The organism is Geobacillus sp. G4 (genome assembly GCF_040327975.1).
In the GTDB taxonomy this organism is placed as follows: Bacteria; Bacillota; Bacilli; order Bacillales; family Anoxybacillaceae; genus Geobacillus; species Geobacillus thermoleovorans.
In genome coordinates this window covers 136,685-160,853 of sequence record NZ_JBEPJY010000001.1, presented here as the reverse complement: position 1 = coordinate 160,853, position 24,169 = coordinate 136,685, and the positions used below count along the sequence as shown (strand labels likewise).

General features: G+C 55.2%; 21 protein-coding genes. All 21 read left to right on the top strand.

The annotated features are described in order from the left end of the window. The first annotated feature begins 11 nt into the window (after positions 1-11). The 21 genes from flhA (at position 12) to ABS784_RS00650 (ending at position 24,018) form a co-directional block, all read left to right on the top strand. Complete coding sequence (gene flhA, locus ABS784_RS00750; RefSeq protein WP_011230738.1) at positions 12-2,057, top strand: flagellar biosynthesis protein FlhA; 2,046 nt, start codon at positions 12-14, stop codon at positions 2,055-2,057. After that, positions 2,054-3,253 carry a flagellar biosynthesis GTPase FlhF gene (gene flhF / locus ABS784_RS00745; protein ID WP_042380514.1) on the top strand — a complete coding sequence of 400 codons (1,200 nt, stop codon included), beginning with the start codon at positions 2,054-2,056 and terminating at the stop codon, positions 3,251-3,253. Before flhA ends, flhF begins: the two co-directional genes overlap by 4 nt. Continuing rightward, positions 3,247-4,113: a MinD/ParA family protein gene (locus tag ABS784_RS00740; protein ID WP_021322273.1), complete on the top strand. Its 867-nt coding sequence runs from the start codon at positions 3,247-3,249 to the stop codon at positions 4,111-4,113. Before flhF ends, ABS784_RS00740 begins: the two co-directional genes overlap by 7 nt. 9 nt (positions 4,114-4,122) lie before the next feature. Further along, positions 4,123-5,172, top strand: coding sequence for a protein-glutamate methylesterase/protein-glutamine glutaminase (locus tag ABS784_RS00735; protein WP_081130467.1), 1,050 nt, complete (start codon positions 4,123-4,125; stop codon positions 5,170-5,172). Positions 5,173-5,184: 12 nt separating this feature from the next. Then, positions 5,185-7,185, top strand: a complete 2,001-nt coding sequence (locus ABS784_RS00730; protein ID WP_021322275.1) for a chemotaxis protein CheA — start codon at positions 5,185-5,187, stop codon at positions 7,183-7,185. An 83-nt stretch (positions 7,186-7,268) separates the two neighbouring features. Beyond that, positions 7,269-7,706: a chemotaxis protein CheW gene (locus ABS784_RS00725; RefSeq protein WP_011230743.1), complete on the top strand. Its 438-nt coding sequence runs from the start codon at positions 7,269-7,271 to the stop codon at positions 7,704-7,706. Positions 7,707-7,728: 22 nt separating this feature from the next. Next, positions 7,729-8,361, top strand: a complete 633-nt coding sequence (locus tag ABS784_RS00720; protein ID WP_011230744.1) for a chemotaxis protein CheC — start codon at positions 7,729-7,731, stop codon at positions 8,359-8,361. Then, complete coding sequence (locus tag ABS784_RS00715; RefSeq protein WP_011230745.1) at positions 8,358-8,855, top strand: chemotaxis protein CheD; 498 nt, start codon at positions 8,358-8,360, stop codon at positions 8,853-8,855. Before ABS784_RS00720 ends, ABS784_RS00715 begins: the two co-directional genes overlap by 4 nt. Positions 8,856-8,893: 38 nt before the next feature. Next, entirely contained in the window at positions 8,894-9,649 is a 756-nt protein-coding gene (locus tag ABS784_RS00710; RefSeq protein ID WP_011230746.1) for a FliA/WhiG family RNA polymerase sigma factor, read from the top strand. Between the two features lie 16 nt (positions 9,650-9,665). Then, a complete protein-coding gene (locus ABS784_RS00705) occupies positions 9,666-9,911 on the top strand; it encodes a hypothetical protein (RefSeq protein WP_011230747.1) in 246 nt (81 codons plus the stop codon). Between the two features lie 8 nt (positions 9,912-9,919). Beyond that, entirely contained in the window at positions 9,920-10,537 is a 618-nt protein-coding gene (locus ABS784_RS00700) for a hypothetical protein (RefSeq protein ID WP_011230748.1), read from the top strand. A gap of 162 nt (positions 10,538-10,699) precedes the next feature. Then, on the top strand, positions 10,700-11,407 hold the full coding sequence (gene rpsB / locus ABS784_RS00695; protein WP_011230749.1) for a 30S ribosomal protein S2: 708 nt from the start codon (positions 10,700-10,702) through the stop codon (positions 11,405-11,407). Positions 11,408-11,564: 157 nt separating this feature from the next. Beyond that, the gene (tsf, locus tag ABS784_RS00690) at positions 11,565-12,449 is read left to right on the top strand and encodes a translation elongation factor Ts (RefSeq protein WP_011230750.1); all 885 of its coding nucleotides are present in this window, start codon (positions 11,565-11,567) and stop codon (positions 12,447-12,449) included. A 68-nt stretch (positions 12,450-12,517) separates the two neighbouring features. Further along, the gene (pyrH, locus tag ABS784_RS00685) at positions 12,518-13,240 is read left to right on the top strand and encodes a UMP kinase (RefSeq protein ID WP_011230751.1); all 723 of its coding nucleotides are present in this window, start codon (positions 12,518-12,520) and stop codon (positions 13,238-13,240) included. Positions 13,241-13,242: 2 nt separating this feature from the next. After that, positions 13,243-13,800 carry a ribosome recycling factor gene (gene frr, locus ABS784_RS00680; protein ID WP_352511109.1) on the top strand — a complete coding sequence of 186 codons (558 nt, stop codon included), beginning with the start codon at positions 13,243-13,245 and terminating at the stop codon, positions 13,798-13,800. A gap of 82 nt (positions 13,801-13,882) precedes the next feature. Further along, positions 13,883-14,656 carry an undecaprenyl pyrophosphate synthase gene (locus ABS784_RS00675; protein ID WP_014195472.1) on the top strand — a complete coding sequence of 258 codons (774 nt, stop codon included), beginning with the start codon at positions 13,883-13,885 and terminating at the stop codon, positions 14,654-14,656. Then, a complete protein-coding gene (locus ABS784_RS00670) occupies positions 14,653-15,447 on the top strand; it encodes a phosphatidate cytidylyltransferase (protein ID WP_014195473.1) in 795 nt (264 codons plus the stop codon). Before ABS784_RS00675 ends, ABS784_RS00670 begins: the two co-directional genes overlap by 4 nt. 20 nt (positions 15,448-15,467) lie before the next feature. Beyond that, positions 15,468-16,616 carry a 1-deoxy-D-xylulose-5-phosphate reductoisomerase gene (dxr, locus tag ABS784_RS00665; protein ID WP_023634149.1) on the top strand — a complete coding sequence of 383 codons (1,149 nt, stop codon included), beginning with the start codon at positions 15,468-15,470 and terminating at the stop codon, positions 16,614-16,616. A gap of 2 nt (positions 16,617-16,618) precedes the next feature. Beyond that, positions 16,619-17,884: an RIP metalloprotease RseP gene (gene rseP / locus ABS784_RS00660; protein ID WP_023634150.1), complete on the top strand. Its 1,266-nt coding sequence runs from the start codon at positions 16,619-16,621 to the stop codon at positions 17,882-17,884. 23 nt (positions 17,885-17,907) lie between these two features. Beyond that, complete coding sequence (locus ABS784_RS00655) at positions 17,908-19,611, top strand: proline--tRNA ligase (RefSeq protein WP_352511107.1); 1,704 nt, start codon at positions 17,908-17,910, stop codon at positions 19,609-19,611. A gap of 102 nt (positions 19,612-19,713) precedes the next feature. Then, on the top strand, positions 19,714-24,018 hold the full coding sequence (locus ABS784_RS00650; RefSeq protein WP_060787845.1) for a PolC-type DNA polymerase III: 4,305 nt from the start codon (positions 19,714-19,716) through the stop codon (positions 24,016-24,018). Positions 24,019-24,169 lie beyond the last annotated feature (151 nt).

The following is a 24,169-nucleotide window of genomic DNA, read 5'->3' as shown; positions in this document are numbered from 1 at the left end:
GAGAGAAAACAATGCAAGCGCAAATCAAAGATTTATCCGTATTGTTTCTTGTCGTGCTCATCGTCGCCATGCTCGTCATCCCGCTGCCGACATGGCTGTTGAGCGTATTGATCATCATCAATATTTCCCTTGCCTTGCTTGTATTGCTGACGGCGATGAACACGAAAGAGCCGCTTGAGTTTTCCATTTTTCCGTCATTGCTTTTAGTGCTGACGCTGTTTCGGCTCGGGCTGAATGTGTCAACCACCCGCTCGATTTTAAGCAAAGGGGAGGCGGGCGGCGTCGTTGAAACGTTCGGAACGTTCGTCGTTGGCGGCGATGTCGTCGTTGGGTTTGTCGTGTTTTTGATTTTGGTCATCATCCAGTTTGTTGTCATCACCAAAGGGGCGGAGCGCGTCTCTGAAGTGGCGGCCCGCTTTACGCTCGATGCGATGCCCGGCAAACAGATGAGCATTGACGCCGATTTAAATGCCGGCATGATTTCGGAGCAAGAAGCCCGAAAGCGGCGGGAAAAAGTGGCGCAAGAAGCCGACTTTTACGGAGCAATGGACGGGGCGAGCAAGTTCGTGAAAGGCGACGCCATCGCCGGCATCATTATCGTCGTCATCAACATGTTGTTTGGCATGGTGATCGGCGTCGTTGAGCAAGGGATGGAGATGGCGGAGGCGGCGAAGCGCTACACGCTTTTGACGGTCGGCGACGGAATCGTCAGCCAAATTCCGGCGCTGTTGATTTCCACGGCGACCGGCATCATCGTCACCCGGGCGGCGTCGGACAGCAACTTGAGCGGCGATATTATGCGCCAGCTGTTCGCGTTTCCGAAAATGTTGTACGTCACGGCAGGAACGATTTTCCTGCTCGGCTTGTTTACGCCGATCAACGACTTGTTGACGATGCCGATTGCCGGGTTGCTGGCGCTTGGCGGCTACCGATTTATCGAGCGGCAAAAGCAAGAAGAAGCGGCATTGGCCGCTCCGGAAGAGGAGGCGGCGGCCGCCGACGAATTGAAAAGCCCGGAAAGCGTCATCCAACTGTTGCATATCGATCCTATTGAATTTGAGTTCGGCTATGCGCTCATTCCGCTCGCTGATGCCAATCAAGGCGGGGATTTGCTTGACCGGATCGTCATGATCCGTCGGCAGCTCGCGCTCGAGCTTGGCATTGTCATCCCGGTTGTGCGCATTCGCGACAACATCCAGTTGCAGCCGAATGAATACCGGATCAAAGTCAAAGGCGAGGAAGTGGCGCGCGGCGAGTTGCTGCTTGACCATTATTTGGCGATGAGCCCCGGGGTTGACGACGATTCGATTGATGGCATTGACACCATCGAGCCGGCGTTTGGTCTGCCGGCGAAATGGATTTCCGAGACCGTAAAAGACCGGGCGGAAATGCTTGGCTATACGGTCGTCGACCCGCCATCGGTCGTCTCGACACACTTAACGGAGGTGCTGAAAGCCCATGCCCACGAACTGCTGGGGCGCCAGGAAACAAAACAGCTGATCGATCATTTAAAAGAATCGTATCCGGTGCTTGTCGACGATGTGACGCCGAATCCGTTGTCTGTCGGCGACGTGCAAAAAGTGCTCGCCAAGCTATTGAAAGAGAAAGTGTCGATCCGCAACTTGCCGCTCATTTTTGAGGCGCTTGCCGATTTTGCCCGCCTGACCAGCGACACCGATTTGTTGACGGAATACGTCCGCCAAGCGTTGGCGCGGCAAATCACCTCGCAGTACGCCGTGCCGGGCGAGCCGCTGCGCGTCATTACGCTGTCGGGCAGAGCGGAAAAAACGATCGCCGACGCCGTGCAGCAAACAGAGCATGGCCGCTATTTGGCGCTCGAGCCGGCGCGGGCGCAGGCGTTTGTGGAAGCGGTCGCCGCGGCGCTTGAACGCTATCCGTTCGCCGGCCAGACGCCGATTTTGCTCTGCTCCCCGGCGGTGCGCATGTACGTCCGCCAGCTGACCGAGCGCCATTTTCCGACTGTTCCGGTGCTGTCGTACAACGAGCTTGAAGCGGATGTCGAAGTTCAAAGCGTGGGGATGGTGGAAATCGAATGAAAGTGAAAAAATTTGTCGCCCCGTCCATGAACGAAGCGATGAAAATGGTTCGCGCCGAACTTGGCCGCGACGCCGTCATTTTGCACTCGAAAGTCGTGCAGACCGGCGGATTTTTCGGTCTGTTTGCGAAAAAAAAGATCGAAGTGTTGGCCGGCGTTGATCCGGATCCACTGCCGCCGCGTCAGCCGGATGCCGCCGCGTCTTTGACGCGTCAGCCGAGTGCCGCCGCGTCTTTGACGCGTCAGCCGAGTGCCGCCGCGTCTTTGACGCGTCAGCCGAGTGCTGCGTCCTTTGCCCCTTTGCCGGCGGCCGAGCGGGAGGAAGACGGCTCGCTTGCCCGTGAGATCGAGGAAGTCAAGGCGCTCATCCGTCAGTTCAACGCCCGCTCGTCTTCGCTTTTGTATCCTCCGCCGCTTGCGGAAGCGGAACGGCGTCTCGTTCGGCAAGGGATGGCGGATGTGTACGTCCGCCAAGTGATGGATCGCCTGCTTGAACGGTGGTATGCCGACAAAGACAGCCGGTCGCCCGCTGCGGTCTCCGCCTGGACGAAAGAAGCGGTGCGCGATCTATTGTCGACGCTTCCGTTTGTCAAAACGGCGGAGCAAAAAAAGTATATGATTTTGCTTGGTCCGACCGGGGTTGGAAAAACGACGACGCTCGCCAAAATGGCAGGGCGCGCCGTCCTCGAGCAAGGGAAAAAAGTCGGGTTCATCACGGCCGACACGTACCGGATCGCCGCCATCGACCAACTGAAGACGTATGCCGACATTTTGCACGCTCCGTTGGAAGTATGCTACAATGCCGACGATTTTCGGACGGCGAAGCGGAAATTGGCCGGTTGCGATCTCGTGTTCGTCGATACGGCTGGCCGCAACTTCCGCAACCCGCAATACGTGGATGAACTGCAGCAAACGCTCGAGTTTGACAGCGAAACGGAAACGTTTCTTGTATTCGCCGCCACGGGAAAGTATGACGATATGAAAATGATTTACAACCACTTTTCCCGCCTGCCGATCGATCGGCTGATCGTGACGAAGCTCGATGAGACGGACTCGTTTGGAACGATCGTCAATGTGTTGCTTGACAGCCGGCTTGCCGCCGCCTATTTCACGAACGGGCAAAATGTGCCGGACGACATGGTGGAAGCGTCCGCAGACCGGCTCGTTCATCTGCTGTTTGGGGCGGAGCGATGGTGAGCGATCAAGCAGAACGGCTGCGCTATGAGCTGGGCCGCCGGCGCCAGCCGGCGGCGGGGCCGCGGACCATCGCGGTGACGAGCGGGAAAGGCGGAGTCGGCAAGTCAAACCTTTCGCTCAATTTTTCGCTGTCGCTCTCGAAGCTCGGGTTTCGCGTCTTGCTGCTTGATATGGACATCGGCATGGGCAACATCGACATTTTGCTCGGTCAGTCGTCGCCATTGACGCTTTCGGATTGGTTTTCCGCGCGGTTGCCGCTTTCCGAGCTGGTAAAAAGCGGACCGGAGCATCTATCGTATATTGCTGGGGGGACGGGCGCCGCGCAATGGTTGAGTGTCGATCGATCCGCTATCGACTATTTGTTGGCCGAGCTGCAGACGGTGGCGTCGCGATATGATTATCTCATTTTCGATATGGGGGCGGGTGCCTCAGAAGAACGATTGTATTTTTTAAAGTCCGTCGACGATGTGTTTATTGTCACGACGCCGGAGCCGACCGCGATGACGGATGCGTACGCCATGATGAAATATATGCACACCGCCGGCAGCGAGGCTCCGTTTTCCGTCATCGTCAACCGCGCCGGCAGCGAGCGGGAAGGATATGGCGTCTTTTCGCGCCTGCAGCATGCCGCCAGTCGGTTTTTCCATAAAGACATCGCCTTGCTTGGCGTCGTTCCTGAAGACCGGATGGTCGCGCGCTGTGTCGTCCGGCAAACGCCGTTTGTTCTCTTTGATCCAGCGGCGAAGGCGAGCCGGGCAGTGCGTCAAATGGCATGCCGCTATGCGGCGGGAGGAGAAAAAGAGCCGGAGCGGGCTCCCCGCTTTTTTGCGAAGCTGCGTCAACTTTTGCTAGAAAGGTAGAGACGGAACATGAAGACGATCAAGGTGCTTGTCGTCGATGACTCGGCGTTTATGCGCAAATGGATCAGTGATTTTTTGTCCGAACATCCGCGCCTCGAAGTCATCGGAACAGCTCGCAACGGCCGGGAGGCGCTCGAGAAAATCGCCGCCCTAAGGCCGGATGTCGTGACGCTTGATGTGGAAATGCCGGTCATGAACGGACTCGAAACGTTGCAGCGCATCATGCGGGACCATCCCGTGCCGGTCGTCATGGTGTCAAGCACGACGACCGAAGGGGCGGAAAACACGATCGCCGCCATGCAGTACGGGGCGGTCGACTTTGTCGCTAAGCCGTCCGGACCGATTTCGCTCGATTTGTACAAAGTGAAAGACGAGCTGATTGGCAAAGTGCTGCACGCGAGCGAAGCGAACGTGGCTGCCTTGACTGCCCCGCGCCGCCAACGTCCGTCTTGGCGCCCATCGTTCAAAGCGGCGGCGCGGCCGCAACAGGCCATCGTCGCGATCGGCACTTCCACCGGCGGCCCGCGCGCGCTCGAGACGGTGCTGACGCAGCTTCCGCCCGATCTAGCCGCTCCGGTCGTCGCTGTCCAGCATATGCCCAAAGGATTTACGACATCGCTCGCCAACCGGCTTGATGCGCTTGCCGCAATCACGGTCAAGGAGGCGGAAGACGGGGAAGTGCTGCAAAATGGCACCGCCTATATCGCGCCAGGCGGCGTCCATCTCATCGTTCGCGAAGAAGGCGGCGCGCTTAAAGCCCGTTTCGACGAATCGCCGCCGCGCGCCGGCCATCGTCCGGCTGTTGACGTGTTGTTCGAGTCGCTCGCTGCCATTCGCCTCTGTCGGAAAATCGCGGTGATCATGACCGGGATGGGAAGCGACGGAACAGCGGGGTTGAAAAAGCTGAAGGAAAGCGGGAACACAAAAGCGATCGCGGAAGCGCGCGAGACAGCCGTTGTCTTTGGGATGCCAAGAGCGGCGATCGAGGCTGGCGTCGTTGATGTCATCGTTCCGCTTGACAGCATCGCCGCTGCCATCGTCCAATTGATCGGGGAGTGAGGGGGAAACGGCATGGACATGAGCCAATATTTGGATTTATTTATTGATGAAAGCAAAGAGCATTTGCAGGCGATCAACGAGCGGCTGTTGGAACTTGAAAAAACTCCGGAGGACATGTCTGTGGTGAATGATATTTTCCGTTCGGCCCATACGTTGAAAGGCATGTCCGCCACGATGGGGTTTGAAGATTTGGCCAATTTGACGCACCAAATGGAAAACGTGCTCGATGGCATCCGCAATCGGCGGCTTTCCGTTACCCCGGAATTGCTTGACGTCATTTTTGAGGCCGTCGACCATTTGGAGGCGATGATCAGTTCCATCGCTGCAGGCGGCGACGGAACGCGCGATGTAAGGAGAACAGTCGAACAGCTGAAACGAATCGAGCAAGGGGAGATGCCGAACAAGCAGGCAGCAAGAGAAGAACCGCCCCTTGAACATGCGTATGGGGAATTTGAATACCATGTGCTCGAGCAGGCGAAGGAGCAGGGATTTTCCGTCTACGAAATCCGCGTTCGGCTTCGCGATGATTGCTTGTTGAAAGCAGCGCGCGTCTATATGGTGTTTGAACAGCTGAATGAAGTCGGAGAAATTGTGAAAGCAACGCCGCCGGTCGAGATGCTGGAGGAAGAACAGTTTGACCGGGAGTTTCTCGTTACGGTTGTATCCAAAGCGCCAGCCGATGAGTTGCAAAAGCGGCTGATGGGCATTTCGGAAATTGATGACGTCAAGGTGTCTATGCTATCGAGCAATGAACCGTCGGCAGAAAGCGAGAAAGCGGCTGCGCCCCAACAACCGGCCGCTATGGAGCAGGCGGCGGCCGTTCAGGCCGAAGCGGAGGCGCCGGAAAAACAAACAGCGAAACAGGCGACGAAAACGATCCGCGTCAACATTGAACGGCTCGATCGGTTGATGAACTTATTTGAAGAATTGGTTGTCGACCGCGGTCGGCTTGAGCAAATTTCCCGCGAACTGAACCATGCCGAATTGACGGAAACGGTCGAGCGGATGTCTCGCATCTCGAGCGATTTGCAGACGATCATTTTAAATATGCGCATGGTGCCGGTCGAAACGGTGTTCAACCGCTTCCCGCGCATGGTGCGCCAGCTCGCCCGCGAGCTCGGCAAAAAGGTGCGCCTTGACATCATCGGCGCGGATACCGAGCTTGACCGGACGGTGATCGATGAAATCGGCGACCCGCTTGTCCATTTGATCCGCAATGCGCTCGACCACGGCATCGAAGCGCCGGACGTCCGGGTGGCGCGCGGAAAGCCGGAAGAAGGGACCGTTCAATTGCGAGCGTACCATAGCGGCAACCATGTCTTTATTGAAATCGAGGATGACGGCGCCGGCATTTCCCGGGAGAAGGTGCTGCAAAAGGCGAAAAGCCGCGGCATTGTCTCGCCGCAGGCGGCGGAGCATTTGAACGATCAGCAAATTTACGAGCTTATTTTCGCTCCCGGCTTTTCGACCGCTGAGCAAGTTTCTGACATTTCCGGCCGCGGCGTCGGTTTGGATGTCGTCAAAAGCACGATTGAGTCGCTCGGCGGCACCGTTTCGGTCGATTCGCAGCCTGGAAAAGGGTCGCTCTTTTCGATTCAGCTGCCGCTCACATTGTCGATCATTTCTGTGTTGCTCGTTCAAATCGCCGAGGAAACGTACGCGATTCCGCTGTCATCGATCATTGAGACGGCGCTGGTGAAAAAGGAAGAGATTTTTTCCGCCCACAACCAGCCGGTCATCGATTTTCGCGGCAAAATCGTGCCGCTCGTCCGCCTGAAAGACGTCTTCGCTGTTCCTGGAGCAGCCGATGACGGAGATGCGGTGGCGGTCGTGATCGTCCGGAAAGGGGAAAAACTGGCGGCGCTGGCGGTCGACTCGTTTATCGGGCAGCAAGAAGTCGTGTTGAAATCGCTAGGAAACTATTTATCTTCGGTTTTCGCCATCTCGGGGGCGACGATTTTGGGAGACGGCCGAGTGGCGCTGATTATCGACTGCAACGCGCTCGTGAAGTAGGAGATGGCCGTGTCGGTGCGGGGGCGCCTATGGCGTTGATCTGCCGTTTTCAGTGGCATGTCGAAAAAAAGGGGGAGGATTGGATGACGGCCAGCGTGCAAGCAGACTGGAAAGTGATTGCGTTTCGCCTGAAAGAAGAAGAATATGCTCTGCCGGTGCAGCATGTCCGTTCCATCGAGAAAATGCAGCCGATCACGCGCGTGCCGGGGACGGCCCATTATGTAAAAGGGGTCATCAACTTGCGCGGTGTTGTGACGCCGATCATCGATTTGCGCGAGCGGTTCGGGTTTGCCCCCGAACCATATGGGGAACAGACGCGGATCATTATCGTTGCTCTTGAGGATATGGAAGTTGGGCTCATCGTCGATGCCGCGAATGATGTCCTTGATCTGCCGGCGGAAAGCATCGAACCGCCGCCAGAGGCAATTGGCTCCGTTGAGGCAAGTTACATCGACGGCGTGGCGAAAGTGGAGAATCGGCTCCTCATTTTGCTCGATTTGGCGAAAGTGCTCGACCGATAATCCGTGGAGAGGAGCGTTGACATTGGACGATATTCGCAACTTGACGGGGATGCATATTGACATTTTGCGCGAAATCGGCAACATTGGCGCCGGCAACGCGGCGACGGCTTTGTCGACGTTGCTAAACAAAAAAATTGAAATGGCGGTGCCGCGCGTTCAAATTGCGACGTTTGCCGAAATGATGGAATCAATCGGTGGACCGGAACAAGTAGTGGCGTGCGTCTATTTGCGCATCGAAGGAGAAGCGCCGGGAAACATGTTTTTCGTGTTGCCGCCGGAACAGGCTGAGCGGTTTGTCCGTCGGATGATTGGCGATGACTCGTTTTCGTTTCAAGGAGAAGCCCATGAGCTTGGCTGCTCGGCGCTTCAGGAGCTCGGCAATATTTTAGCCGGCTCGTATTTGTCGGCATTGGCTGACTTTACGCGGCTCAACTTGCACCCGTCCGTGCCGGCATTGGCCATCGACATGATTGGAGCTGTGCTGTCGTTCGGATTGCTTGAGCTGTCGCGTGTTGGCGATTACGCCATTTTGATTGACACAGCCATTTACGATGAACGGCGCCCGGACGAAAGCATCAACGGCCATTTCTTTCTTCTACCTGACCCCGAGTCGTTTTCCACCATCTTTCGAGCACTAGGTGTGGATGGTCTATGAGCACAGCGCAGGCTGTCAAAATCGGCATTGCGGAAATGGAGGTCGTCATAGCGCCGAATGTCATCCGCACGTGCGGGCTTGGGTCGTGCGTCGGTGTCGTCATTTACGATGCAGGCAAGGCGGTTGCTGGCATGGCGCATGTCATGCTTCCGCATTCCTCGATGGCGCGCGGCGGAGTCATCAATGCGGCCAAATACGCTGATACGGCGGTCGAGGCGCTCGTTCAGCTTGTCATTGCCGCTGGCGGGCGGAAAGGGATGCTGAAAGCGAAGCTGGCCGGCGGGGCGCAAATGTTTTCGTTTTCGACAGTTGGCGGCGATATGATGCGCATTGGCGCGCGCAATGTGGAGGAAGTGAAAAAGCAGCTCGAGCGGCTTCACATTCCGGTCGTCGCCGAAGATGTCGGGGGCCATAGCGGCCGCACGATCGAATTTAATCCGCAGACGGGTGTGCTCTCCATCCGCACCGCCGCTCAAGAAATAAAGGAAATATGACCGGGATGCGCCGTTTCCGCAAGGCAAGGGGGAGAATAATGGGAAGCGCGCTAAAAGGAGAAGAACGGAAATACTGGGATGAATGGATCCATGGCCGCGACCGTCACGCGGCCGAGGAGCTGGTGCAGCGCTATATGCCGCTTGTTTTCTACCACGTGCAGCGGCTTTCGGCGACGCTGCCGAGCTCCGTGCCGAAGGATGAGCTCGTCAGCCTTGGACTCGTCGGCTTATACGATGCGTTGGAGAAATTTGATCCATCGCGTGATTTGAAGTTCGACACGTACGCCTCGTTCCGCATCCGCGGCGCCATCTTAGACGGTTTGCGCAAAGAAGACTGGCTGCCGCGCAGCATGCGCGATAAGGCAAAAAAAATTGAGGAAGCGATCGAGCGGCTTGAACAGCGGCACATGCGATCGGTGACGGCGAAAGAGATCGCCGCTGAGCTCGGGATGACGGAAGAGGAAGTGCAGGCGGCGGCGAGTGAAACGTTTTTTTCCCATTGGCTGCCGCTCGGGCAGACGACCGTCGACGAAGATGAAGGACTGTTGGCGGTTCGCGACGACCGCGCTCCGCTTCCCGAGGAGCAAATCGTTAAGCAGGAAATGATCGAAAAGCTGGCTGAAGCCATCGGACAGCTGAATGAAAAAGAGCAGCTCGTCATCAGTTTGTTTTACAAAGAGGAGCTGACGTTTACAGAAATCGGGAGCCTTTTGCATTTGTCGACATCAAGAATTTCGCAAATTCATGCGAAAGCGCTTTGGAAACTGCGCCGCTTTTTTGAAAAAGAGCCATGAGGGGAGAGAAAACGCGATGGACATCCAGCTTCCAGCGTTGCAAAGCGTCATGCCGAAAGCGCCCGACGCGGAAAGACTTCAAGCTTCGACGCAACAACACTCCTATGCAGTGCAGGCGCAAATGGCAACTGCCGGCCAAAAGCGGGCGGAGCGTGCGCGCCGTCGGGTGACGGATAAACGAACGAGCGCCCGTCTTGAGCAGGAGGCGTCCCGTTTTGGAGGACACCCTTATAAAGGAAAAACGATCGACATTCAAGGATAGTGAACATCATGATGGCATTTTGGCTAACGATCAGTTTGCTGCTGCACGCCTTGTCGTTTTGGTTGATCATTGTGCTTTTCCTTCGCCTGTCGCGGCTTGGCGAGGCGGAGAGGCGGGCCGAGGAGCTCGAGGAAGCCATGACCGCTTATCTCGCTGCCTGGAAGGAAGAAAACGAGCGATTTTTGGCTGAACTTGACTCGTTGCTTGGCAGCGGCGCGGCTCCATTCGTTTCTGCACCGGAAACGAACGGTGCGCCCAGTGTGCAACGGGGCGCGAGCGGGAAAGAGACGGCGTCCATGCCCGGGGCAGGAGGCGGTGAAATCGGAGCGGGGTTCGAAAAGCGAACAGCGGAAGCAAAAAAGGGGGAAAACGAGCCGGCGGAGCGGGGAGAAACCGAAAAACGCACAGAAACAAGCCGCCCAAGCGCCGCTCCGGGCTATTTCCCAGACATCGGAACGGTCAAGGATGTGCTCGAACTTTCACTCACCCGACCAGCGGACGCGAGTGAGCTTGCTCGCCGCCTATATGCGGAAGGGGCGACGGTCGAGGAAATTGCCAAACAGCTCGGCAAAGGGAAAACGGAAGTCGAGCTATGGCTCAAATTTGCGCAAAAAACGAATCAATAGGCGAATAACAGCTTGATTTGCCGCTTGCAGTTGTGATATATTTTTTCATGGTGTGAATACACACGCCTGGTGATTTCAGCAACGGTGCTGGCAACGCCAGTCTTGCTGAAAGATGAGGCAGGCGGAGGACCAAAAACCACTGAGGAAACAGGAGGAGCATACATGTCGGTTATTTCGATGAAACAACTGCTTGAAGCTGGCGTCCACTTTGGACATCAGACGCGCCGTTGGAATCCGAAGATGAAAAAATACATTTTCACGGAGCGCAACGGCATCTATATCATCGACTTGCAAAAAACGGTGAAAAAAGTCGAGGAAGCATACAACTTCGTCCGCGAATTGGCGGCGAATGGCGGCAAAATTTTGTTCGTCGGCACGAAAAAACAAGCGCAAGAGTCGGTGAAGGAAGAAGCGGAACGCTGCGACATGTTTTATGTCAACCAACGCTGGCTCGGCGGCACGCTGACGAACTTCGCTACGATCCAAAAGCGGATCAAACGGCTGCGTGAAATTGAAAAAATGGAAGAAGATGGAATATTTGACGTTCTGCCGAAAAAAGAAGTCATTCGCTTGAAAAAAGAAAAAGAGCGTCTTGAGAAGTTTTTGGGCGGCATCAAAGACATGAAAGAGCTGCCAGATGCGTTGTTTGTCATTGACCCGCGCAAAGAGCGGATCGCGGTGGCGGAAGCGCGCAAGCTGAACATCCCGATCATCGGCATCGTCGACACGAACTGCGATCCGGATGAAATTGACTATGTCATTCCGGCCAACGACGACGCCATCCGCGCTGTTAAGCTGTTGACTTCGAAAATCGCCGACGCCGTGCTTGAGGCGAAACAAGGCGAAGAAGCGGCCGTCGCAGCAGAGTAACGATGCACAAGAAAGGTGATAAGAGGGGAAAGCCTTTTATCACCTTTTTTTGAGACAGAAATGAGCAACTTTTGGCTATACTAACGAATAAGAGCAAAACGGGAAGCCGCTGCCGGCACCGATACATATACGGGACAATGAGAAGGAGGATTTTTTTATGGCGATTACAGCACAAATGGTGAAAGAACTGCGCGAAAAAACAGGCGCAGGCATGATGGACTGCAAAAAGGCGCTCACCGAAACAAACGGTGACATGGAGAAAGCGATCGACTGGCTGCGCGAAAAAGGAATTGCCAAAGCGGCGAAAAAAGCGGACCGCATCGCGGCCGAAGGGATGGCGTACATCGCGGTGGAAGGCAATACCGCCGTCATTTTGGAAGTGAACTCGGAAACGGACTTCGTTGCGAAAAACGAAGCATTCCAAACGCTTGTCAAAGAGCTGGCCGCCCACTTGCTGAAACAAAAGCCGGCTTCGCTTGATGAAGCGCTCGGTCAAACGATGGACAACGGCTCGACCGTCCAAGACTACATCAACGAAGCGATCGCCAAAATTGGTGAAAAAATTACGCTTCGCCGCTTTGCCGTCGTCAATAAAGCGGACGGCGAAACGTTCGGTGCGTACTTGCACATGGGCGGGCGCATCGGCGTATTAACGTTATTAGCCGGCAATGCGAGCGAAGACGTCGCCAAAGATGTCGCCATGCACATTGCCGCACTTCATCCGAAATACGTCTCGCGCGACGACGTGCCGCAGGAAGAGATTGCGCATGAGCGTGAAGTGTTGAAGCAGCAAGCCTTAAACGAAGGCAAGCCGGAGAAAATCGTTGAAAAAATGGTCGAAGGCCGGCTGAACAAGTTTTACGAAGACGTCTGCCTGCTCGAGCAAGCGTTCGTGAAAAACCCGGATGTGACGGTGCGCCAATACGTCGAATCGAACGGAGCAACAGTCAAGCAGTTCATCCGTTACGAAGTCGGCGAAGGGCTCGAAAAACGCCAAGACAATTTTGCAGAAGAAGTCATGAGCCAAGTCAGAAAACAATGACGGACCGCAACAGGGAACACGCGCGTGTTCCCTGTTTTTCAAAGTGATTCGCATCATGGAGGTTGGACATGGAACAGCCAAAATACAAACGCGTCGTGTTAAAGTTGAGCGGGGAAGCGCTCGCCGGAAAGCAAGGGTTTGGCATTCAACCGGCGGTCATTCAGTCGATCGCCAAACAAGTGAAAGAAGTTGTTGAACTGGGCGTCGAGGTCGCCATCGTCGTCGGCGGCGGCAACATTTGGCGTGGAAAAACGGGAAGCGAAATGGGCATGGACCGGGCGACGGCTGATTACATGGGCATGTTGGCGACGGTGATGAATGCCCTCGCCTTGCAGGACAGCCTTGAGCAGCTCGGTGTGGAAACGCGGGTGCAAACATCGATTGAAATGCGGCAAGTGGCCGAACCGTACATTCGCCGCCGGGCGATTCGCCATCTTGAGAAAAAACGAGTTGTCATTTTCGCCGCCGGCACAGGCAACCCGTACTTTTCGACCGATACGACCGCGGCGCTCAGGGCGGCGGAAATCGAGGCGGACGTCATTTTAATGGCGAAAAACAACGTCGATGGCGTCTACAGCGCCGACCCGAACGTCGACGCCAATGCGGTCAAATACGATGAGCTGTCGTACTTGGACGTCATCAAGCAAGGGCTCGGCGTCATGGATTCGACTGCTTCCTCGCTTTGCATGGACAACAACATTCCGCTCATCGTCTTCTCGATTATGGAAGAAGGCAATATTAAACGCGCTGTGTTAGGTGAAAACATCGGAACGATCGTAAGGGGGAAATAACGATGGCAAAGCAAGTGATCCAACAGGCGAAAGAAAAGATGGATAAAGCGGTGCAAGCGTTCACCCGCGAGCTGGCAAGCATTCGCGCCGGGCGGGCGAACGCAGGGCTGCTTGAGAAAGTAACCGTTGACTATTACGGCGTGCCGACGCCAATCAACCAACTGGCCTCCATCAGCGTGCCGGAAGCGCGGCTGCTTGTCATTCAGCCGTACGACAAATCGGCCATTAAAGAAATGGAAAAAGCGATTTTAGCATCGGATTTAGGGCTGACGCCATCGGATGATGGATCAGTCATTCGTCTTGTCATTCCGCCGCTCACCGAGGAACGGCGCCGCGAGCTCGCGAAGCTTGTCAAAAAGTATTCAGAAGACGCGAAAGTCGCGGTGCGCAACATCCGCCGCGATGCGAACGATGAATTGAAAAAGCTCGAGAAAAACGGCGAAATTACGGAAGATGAGCTCCGCAGCTACACGGACGAAGTGCAAAAGCTGACCGATGACCACATCGCCAAAATTGACGCCATCACAAAAGAAAAAGAAAAAGAAGTGATGGAAGTATAGGCAAAACCATGCAAACCCTCTATGTTGATGGAGGGTTTTTTTGCTATAATGGAAAGGCAAAACACGATCCCGGAGGACTCGTATGTTCAATAAAATGCGAAAAACAAAAGAGAAAGACGTCCCGGTGACGAAAGAAGAGGTGCTCAGGCATCCGATGCCGAACCACGTCGCCATCATTATGGACGGAAACGGGAGATGGGCGAAAAAGCGGGCGCTGCCAAGGGCGGCCGGCCATTACGAAGGCATGCAAGTTGTGCGCAAAATCACTCGTTTTGCGAATGAGCTGGGGATTCAGATTTTGTCGCTTTACGCGTTTTCGACAGAAAACTGGAAACGTCCGAAAAGTGAAGTCGATTATTTGATGAAGCTGCCGGAACAGTTTTTGACGACGTTTCTTCCCGAGCTCGTCGCCGAAAATGTCAAAGTCCAAGTGATCGGTCATGCGGAGGCGCTGCCTGATCATACGCGCCGGGCGGTCGAGAAAGCCGTGAAGGAAACAAGCGGCAACACCGGCCTTGTGTTAAACTTTGCCCTTAATTATGGAAGCCGGGCGGAAATCACTGCCGCCGTAAAGCAGATCGCCAAAGACGTTGAACGCGGGATGCTCGCGCCGGAAGACATCACCGAGCCGCTCATTTCCTCGTACTTGATGACGAGCGGGCTCGCTGACCCTGACTTGCTCATCCGTACGAGCGGGGAGATTCGCTTGAGCAATTTCATGCTTTGGCAGTTGGCGTATACGGAACTTTGGTTTACGGATGTCTTATGGCCGGATTTTACGGAGCAACATTTCTTAGAGGCGATTGCCGCTTACCAGCGGCGCGACCGCCGATTTGGAGGAGTGTCAGCGCGATGAAGCAGCGAATCATCACCGGAGTCATAGCGGCGGCGCTCTTTTTGCCGATTGTTATTTTTGGCGGATTTCCGTTTATAATAGTAACATATATATTGGCCACGATTGGGCTGTTTGAATTGTTGCGGATGAAAGGGATGCACCCGTTGTCGTTTGTCGGGGCGGCTGGATTGATCGCCCTTTGGCTGTTGCTCGTTCCCGCCCGTTACGGCGGCGAGTGGTTGGCGTCTGGGACCGCCAAATTTGGCGTGCTCGCCGCTTTGGCTTTTTTGCTGCTTGTCGGCACAGTCGTGACGAAAAATGCGCTCTCGTTCGATGAGGCGGCGTTTGTCGTTTTGGCGGTCGTCTATGTCGGCGTAGGGTTTTTCTGTTTCGGCGCTGTTCGTTTGGTTGGGTTCGTGTACTTCGTTTATGCCTTGTTTGTCATTTGGGCGACTGACATTGGGGCGTATTTCTTTGGCCGCGCGTTTGGCCGGCGCAAGCTATGGCCGGAGATCAGCCCAAAAAAAACGGTGGAAGGCGCCATCGGCGGCATCGCTTCAGCGGCTGTTGTCGCCGCGATTTACGAGTGGGCGGCGGCGCCGTTTGGCAGTTTGGCGGCCGCGCTTGGCGTCGCGTTGCTGCTGTCGGCGTTCGGTCAGCTCGGCGATTTGATCGAATCGGCATTTAAGCGCCATTACGGCGTCAAAGATTCCGGGGCGATTTTGCCGGGACATGGCGGCATTTTAGATCGGTTTGACAGCTTGCTGTTCGTGCTGCCGATATTGTACATATTGCTTGAAATCGCACGATAAGCGGGTGAGGAGTGAAACGATTGAAATATATTAGTATATTAGGGGCGAGCGGATCGATCGGCACACAGACGCTCGATGTCATCCGCGCCCATCCGGACGAATTCCGCTTGGCCGCCGCATCGGTCGGGAAAAATATCGAGGCGGCGAGGCGGCTGATCGCTGAATTTTCCCCAAGTCTTGTCGCCGTCGCTGACCGTGATGCGTATGAAGTTCTTTATCGCGAGTACCGCGGGCGGACGACGATCGTGTACGGAGAGGAAGGATTGATTGAAGCAGCCGTTTGCCCACAAGCCGATGTTGTCGTCACCGCTGTCGTCGGCAGCGTCGGCCTTGTGCCGACGCTGAAGGCGATTGAAGCGGGAAAAGCGATCGCCCTCGCCAACAAAGAGACTCTCGTTGTCGCCGGACATCTCGTCATGGCTGCAGCCAAGCGGCGCGGCGTGCCGCTGTTGCCAGTTGACAGTGAACATTCCGCCATTTTTCAATGTCTGCAAGGGGAAAGGATGGAGCAAGTCGACAAACTCATTCTGACCGCATCCGGCGGCAGCTTCCGCGACAAGACGCGCCGAGAGCTCGCTCATGTGACGGTTGAGGAGGCGCTTCGCCATCCGAACTGGTCGATGGGGGCAAAAATTACGATTGATTCAGCGACCATGATGAATAAAGGATTTGAGGTCATTGAGGCTCATTGGCTGTTCGGGCTGCCGTATGAGCGGATTGAGGTTGTTTTGCATCGAGAAAGCATCATCCATTCGCTCGTTCAGTTCCGTGACACAAGTGTATTGGCGCAGCTTGGAACGCCGGATATGCGCGTTCCGATCCAATATGCGCTTGCGTATCCAAAGCGGTTGCCGCTCCCATCCGCCAAGCCGCTTGATTTAATCTCGCTTGGGGCGCTCCATTTCGCCCCGGTTGATTTCGACCGCTATCGCTGTTTGCGTCTCGCCTATGAGGCTGGCAAGCGCGGCGGCTCGCTGCCGACGGTGTTGAATGCGGCCAATGAGGAGGCGGTGGCGGCGTTTTTAGCCGGGCGCATTCCGTTTTTGGCCATCGAGGAGTGGATTGAACGCGCGCTCGAGCGTCATCGGCCAGTGAGCGATCCGCAGCTTGAGGACATTCGTGAAATCGATGCGGACGCGCGCGCCTACGTCCGCTCACTACTATCATAAAGGTGGTTGAAACGTTGGAATCGATCATTTCATTTATCGTCGTCTTTGGTGCCCTCGTCTTTTTTCACGAGCTCGGCCACTTGCTGCTAGCAAAACGGGCCGGCATTTTGTGCCGCGAATTTGCCATCGGCTTCGGACCGAAAGTGTTTTCGTTCAAGAAAAACGAAACGGTGTACACGATCCGCCTGCTCCCGCTTGGCGGCTTCGTCCGCATGGCCGGTGAAGACCCGGAGACGATTGAATTGAAGCGTGGGCAAGTCGTCGGTCTTTTGCTTGATGAGAGCGGCCAAGTGGAAAAAATCGTCCTCAACCATAAGGACGATTATCCGAATATCCGCGTAGTGGAAGTGGAAGAGGCCGATTTAGAGCATGGCATGTATGTGACCGGCTATACGGACGGCGAGCGGTTCGAGCGGTTTACGGTCAAGGAGCCGGCGTTTTTCGTCGTCGACCGCCAAGAGATTCAAATTGCTCCGTACCATCGCCAATTTGCGGCAAAAACGCTCGGGCAGCGAACGATGACGATTTTGGCCGGACCGCTCGCCAACTTTCTCTTGTCGCTCGTTGTCTTTATCATCATCGGTCTTTTGCAAGGCTATCCGGTCGACAAGCCGGTGATCGGCGAGCTGACGCCGGAGGGAGCGGCGCGCGCCGCCGGCTTGAAGCAAGGGGATGAAGTGATCGCCATTAACGGCGAACGGATGGAAACATGGACGGAAATCGTCAACACGATTCGCGCCCATCCGGGAGAACCGCTTCAGTTTCAAATTGAGCGGAATGGGAAAAAACGGAGTGTGACGGTCACTCCGGAGGCGAAAACGGTGCAAGGGGAGACGATCGGCTTGATCGGCGTCTATCAGCCGATGGAAAAATCGGTGTTGGGCTCGATCAAGCAAGGGCTGGTTGAGACGTATTACTGGACGCGGGAAATTGTAACGGGGCTCGGCCAATTGATCACCGGCCAGTTTCAGCTTGACATGCTGTCCGGACCGGTCGGCATCGCCGTATCGACCGGCAAAGTGGCTGAGTCTGGGATCTACTACTTGATGAAATGGGGCGCGATTTTAAGCATCAACCTGGGGATTGTCAACTTGTTGCCATTGCCGGCGTTAGACGGCGGGCGGCTCCTCTTTTTCGCCATTGAAGCGGTGCGCGGCAAGCCGGTCGACCGGCAAAAAGAAGGAATGGTTCATTTTATCGGCTTTGCCTTGCTTATGTTGCTTATGCTTGTGGTGACATGGAATGACATTCAAAAATTTTTCCTATAGAGAGAAAACGAGGTGGCTAATGGATGAGACAAAGTCAAGCGTTTATTCCGACGTTGCGTGAAGTGCCGGCGGATGCGGAAGTGAAAAGCCATCAGCTCCTGCTCCGGGCCGGCTTCATTCGTCAAAGCGCAAGCGGCGTCTATACGTTTTTGCCGCTCGGGCAGCGTGTTTTGCAAAAAGTGGAAGCGATCATCCGTGAGGAGATGAATCGTATCGGGGCGATGGAGCTTCTCATGCCGGCCTTGCAGCCAGCTGAGCTTTGGCAGCAGTCCGGCCGCTGGTACTCGTACGGGCCGGAGCTGATGCGCTTAAAAGACCGGCACGAGCGCGATTTCGCCCTCGGGCCGACGCATGAGGAAATGATCACGGCGATCGTCCGCGACGAGGTGAAAACGTACAAGCGGCTGCCGCTTGTCTTGTATCAAATCCAAACGAAATTCCGCGATGAAAAGCGTCCGCGTTTTGGGCTGTTGCGCGGCCGCGAGTTCATGATGAAAGACGCCTACTCGTTCCATACGTCGAAAGAAAGCTTGGATGAAACGTACAACAACATGTATGAGGCGTATGCGAACATTTTCCGCCGCTGCGGATTGAACTTCCGCGCCGTCATCGCCGACTCGGGGGCGATTGGCGGCAAAGATACGCATGAGTTTATGGTGCTCTCGGACATCGGCGAAGATACGATCGCCTACTCCGATGCGTCTGACTATGCCGCCAACATCGAGATGGCGCCGGTCGTGGCGACGTACGAAAAAAGCGATGAGCCGCCAGCCGAATTGAAAAAAGTGGCGACGCCGGGGCAAAAAACGATCGCTGAAGTCGCTTCGCACTTACAAATATCGCCGGAGCGCTGTATCAAATCGCTTTTGTTCAATGTGGACGGCCGCTATGCGCTCGTTCTCGTCCGCGGCGATCATGAAGCGAACGAGGTGAAGGTGAAAAACGTGCTCGACGCGACGGTCGTCGAATTGGCGACGCCGGAAGAAACGGAGCGGGTGATGAACGCTCCAATTGGTTCGCTCGGCCCGATCGGCGTCAGCGAAGACGTCACTGTGATCGCGGACCATGCTGTTGCTGCCATCGTCAACGGTGTTTGCGGCGCGAATGAGGAAGGCTACCATTACATCGGCGTCAACCCGGACCGCGATTTTGCCGTCAGTCAATACGCCGACTTGCGCTTTGTCCAAGAGGGCGACCCGTCTCCGGATGGCAAAGGGACGATCCGCTTCGCTCGCGGCATTGAAGTCGGGCACGTGTTCAAGCTTGGCACGAAATACAGCGAGGCAATGAACGCCGTGTACTTGGATGAAAACGGCCAAACGAAGACGATGATCATGGGTTGCTACGGCATCGGCGTATCAAGATTGGTGGCCGCAATCGCCGAACAGTTTGCTGACGAACACGGGCTTGTGTGGCCGGCTTCGGTCGCACCGTTTCACATCCATTTGCTTACAGCGAACGCAAAAAGCGATGAACAGCGCGCGTTGGCGGAAGAGTGGTATGAAAAGCTCGGACAGGCTGGGTTTGAAGTGTTGTATGACGACCGCCCCGAACGGGCCGGAGTGAAGTTTGCCGACAGCGATTTGATCGGCATTCCGCTCCGCGTCACCGTCGGCAAGCGAGCGGGCGAAGGCGTTGTGGAAGTAAAAGTGCGGAAAACAGGCGAGACGTTCGATGTGCCGGTCAGCGAGCTTGTCGACACTGCGCGCCGTCTCCTTCAATCATGAGTGCCGGCGCTGGCGAAAAAGAATTCTGTCTTTTTCGCCGGCGCTTTTGTTATGGTATGATATAGAAAGAGAATGATGTTGAGAGGGGAACAAACGGACGTCATGGTGACAAAAGAGCAAAAAGAGCGGTTTCTCATCCTGCTTGAGCAGTTGAAGATGACGTCGGACGAATGGATGCCGCATTTTCGTGAGGCAGCCATTCGCAAAGTCGTGATCGATAAAGAGGAGAAAAGCTGGCATTTTTATTTTCAGTTCGACAACGTGCTGCCGGTTCATGTATACAAAACGTTTGCCGATCGACTGCAGACGGCGTTCCGCCATATCGCCGCCGTCCGCCATACGATGGAGGTCGAAGCGCCGCGCGTAACTGAGGCGGATGTGCAGGCGTATTGGCCGCTTTGCCTTGCCGAGCTGCAAGAAGGCATGTCGCCGCTTGTCGATTGGCTCAGCCGGCAGACGCCCGAGCTGAAAGGAAACAAGCTGCTTGTCGTTGCCCGCCATGAAGCGGAAGCGCTGGCGATCAAACGGCGGTTCGCCAAAAAAATCGCTGATGTGTACGCTTCGTTTGGGTTCCCCCCCCTTCAGCTTGACGTCAGCGTCGAGCCGTCCAAGCAAGAAATGGAACAGTTTTTGGCGCAAAAACAGCAAGAGGACGAAGAGCGAGCGCTTGCTGTACTGACCGATTTAGCGAGGGAAGAAGAAAAGGCCGCGTCTGCGCCGCCGTCCGGTCCGCTTGTCATCGGCTATCCGATCCGCGACGAGGAGCCGGTGCGGCGGCTTGAAACGATCGTCGAAGAAGAGCGGCGCGTCGTTGTGCAAGGCTATGTATTTGACGCCGAAGTGAGCGAATTAAAAAGCGGCCGCACGCTGTTGACCATGAAAATCACAGATTACACGAACTCGATTTTAGTCAAAATGTTCTCGCGCGACAAAGAGGACGCCGAGCTCATGAGCGGCGTCAAAAAAGGCATGTGGGTGAAAGTGCGCGGCAGCGTGCAAAACGATACGTTCGTCCGTGATTTGGTCATCATCGCCAACGATTTGAACGAAATCGCCGCAAACGAACGGCAAGATACGGCGCCGGAAGGGGAAAAGAGGGTCGAGCTCCATTTGCATACCCCGATGAGCCAAATGGACGCGGTCACCTCGGTGACAAAACTCATTGAGCAAGCGAAAAAATGGGGGCATCCGGCGATCGCCGTCACCGACCATGCCGTTGTTCAGTCGTTTCCGGAGGCCTACAGCGCGGCGAAAAAACACGGCATGAAGGTCATTTACGGCCTTGAGGCGAACATCGTCGACGATGGCGTGCCGATCGCCTACAATGAAACGCACCGCCGTCTTTCGGAGGAAACGTACGTCGTCTTTGACGTCGAGACGACGGGCCTGTCGGCTGTGTACAATACGATCATTGAGCTGGCGGCGGTGAAAGTGAAAGACGGCGAGATCATCGACCGGTTCATGTCGTTTGCCAACCCTGGACATCCGTTGTCAGTGACAACGATGGAGCTGACTGGGATCACCGATGAGATGGTGAAAGACGCCCCGAAGCCGGACGAGGTGCTAGCCCGTTTTGTTGACTGGGCCGGCGATGCGACGCTTGTTGCCCACAACGCCAGCTTTGACATCGGTTTTTTAAACGCGGGCCTCGCTCGCATGGGGCGCGGCAAAATCGCGAATCCAGTCATCGATACGCTCGAGCTGGCCCGTTTTTTATACCCGGATTTGAAAAACCATCGGCTCAATACATTGTGCAAAAAATTTGACATTGAATTGACGCAGCATCACCGCGCCATCTACGACGCGGAGGCGACCGGGCATTTGCTTATGCGGCTGTTGAAGGAAGCGGAAGAGCGCGGCATACTGTTTCATGACGAATTAAACAGCCGCACGCACAGCGAAGCGTCCTATCGGCTTGCGCGCCCGTTCCATGTGACGCTGTTGGCGCAAAACGAGACTGGATTGAAAAATTTGTTCAAGCTTGTGTCATTGTCGCACATTCAATATTTTCACCGTGTGCCGCGCATCCCGCGCTCCGTGCTCGTCAAGCACCGCGACGGCCTGCTTGTCGGCTCGGGCTGCGACAAAGGAGAGCTGTTTGACAACTTGATCCAAAAGGCGCCGGAAGAAGTCGAAGACATCGCCCGTTTTTACGATTTTCTTGAAGTGCATCCGCCGGACGTGTACAAGCCGCTCATCGAGATGGATTATGTGAAAGACGAAGAGATGATCAAAAACATCATCCGCAGCATCGTCGCCCTTGGTGAGAAGCTTGACATCCCGGTTGTCGCCACTGGCAACGTCCATTACTTGAACCCAGAAGATAAAATTTACCGGAAAATCTTAATCCATTCGCAAGGCGGGGCGAATCCGCTCAACCGCCATGAACTGCCGGATGTATATTTCCGTACGACGAATGAAATGCTTGACTGCTTCTCGTTTTTAGGGCCGGAAAAAGCGAAGGAAATCGTCGTTGACAACACGCAAAAAATCGCTTCGTTAATCGGCGATGTCAAGCCGATCAAAGATGAGCTGTATACGCCGCGCATCGAAGGGGCGGACGAGGAAATCAGGGAAATGAGCTACCGGCGGGCGAAGGAAATTTACGGCGACCCGTTGCCGAAACTTGTTGAAGAGCGGCTTGAGAAGGAGCTAAAAAGCATCATCGGCCATGGCTTTGCCGTCATTTATTTGATCTCGCACAAGCTTGTGAAAAAATCGCTCGATGACGGCTACCTTGTCGGGTCGCGCGGATCGGTCGGCTCGTCGTTTGTCGCGACGATGACGGAAATCACCGAGGTCAATCCGCTGCCGCCGCATTACGTTTGCCCAAACTGCAAGCATTCGGAGTTCTTTAACGACGGTTCAGTCGGCTCAGGGTTTGATTTGCCGGATAAAAACTGCCCGCGATGTGGAACGAAATACAAGAAAGACGGGCACGACATCCCGTTTGAGACGTTTCTCGGCTTTAAAGGCGACAAAGTGCCGGATATCGACTTGAACTTTTCCGGCGAATACCAGCCGCGCGCCCACAACTATACGAAAGTGCTGTTTGGCGAAGACAACGTCTACCGCGCCGGGACGATTGGCACGGTCGCTGACAAAACGGCGTACGGATTTGTCAAAGCGTATGCGAGCGACCATAACTTAGAGCTGCGCGGCGCGGAAATCGACCGGCTCGCGGCTGGCTGCACCGGGGTGAAGCGGACGACCGGACAGCATCCGGGCGGCATCATCGTCGTCCCTGATTATATGGAAATTTACGATTTTACGCCGATTCAATATCCGGCCGATGACACGTCCTCTGAATGGCGGACGACCCATTTCGACTTCCATTCGATCCACGACAATTTGTTGAAGCTCGATATTCTCGGGCACGACGATCCGACGGTCATTCGCATGCTGCAAGATTTAAGCGGCATCGATCCGAAAACGATCCCGACCGACGACCCGGATGTGATGGGCATTTTCAGCAGTACCGAGCCGCTTGGCGTTACGCCGGAGCAAATCATGTGCAATGTCGGCACGATCGGCATTCCGGAGTTTGGCACGCGCTTCGTTCGACAAATGTTGGAAGAGACAAGGCCAAAAACGTTTTCCGAACTCGTGCAAATTTCCGGCTTGTCGCACGGCACCGATGTGTGGCTCGGCAACGCGCAAGAGCTCATTCAAAACGGCACGTGTACGTTATCGGAAGTCATCGGCTGCCGCGACGACATTATGGTCTATTTGATTTACCGCGGGCTCGAGCCGTCGCTCGCTTTTAAAATCATGGAATCCGTGCGCAAAGGAAAAGGCTTAACGCCGGAGTTTGAAGCAGAAATGCGCAAACATGACGTGCCGGAGTGGTACATCGATTCATGCAAAAAAATCAAGTACATGTTCCCGAAAGCGCACGCCGCCGCCTACGTGTTAATGGCGGTGCGCATCGCCTACTTTAAGGTGCACCATCCGCTTTTGTATTACGCGTCGTACTTTACGGTGCGGGCGGAGGACTTTGACCTTGACGCCATGATCAAAGGATCAGCCGCCATTCGCAAGCGGATTGAGGAAATCAACGCCAAAGGCATTCAGGCGACGGCGAAAGAAAAAAGCTTGCTCACGGTTCTTGAGGTGGCCTTAGAGATGTGCGAGCGCGGCTTTTCCTTTAAAAATATCGATTTGTACCGCTCGCAGGCGACGGAATTCGTCATTGACGGCAATTCTCTCATTCCGCCGTTCAACGCCATTCCGGGGCTTGGGACGAACGTGGCGCAGGCGATCGTGCGCGCTCGCGAGGAAGGTGAGTTTTTGTCGAAGGAGGATTTGCAACAGCGCGGCAAATTGTCGAAAACGCTGCTCGAGTATCTAGAAAGCCGCGGCTGCCTTGACTCGCTTCCAGACCATAACCAGCTGTCGCTGTTTTAGTGGAAACGCCGCCGCTGAAGGAAGCGGACAGCGCTCTTTCGCCCGAGCGGCAGTTTCCCGTTGCAATATATTTCCCAATGTGTTATAGTTTTAGTGGAATTGGCAAAGATAATGGCAAGCAGAGAGTGGGGAAACCCACTCTTTCGTCTTG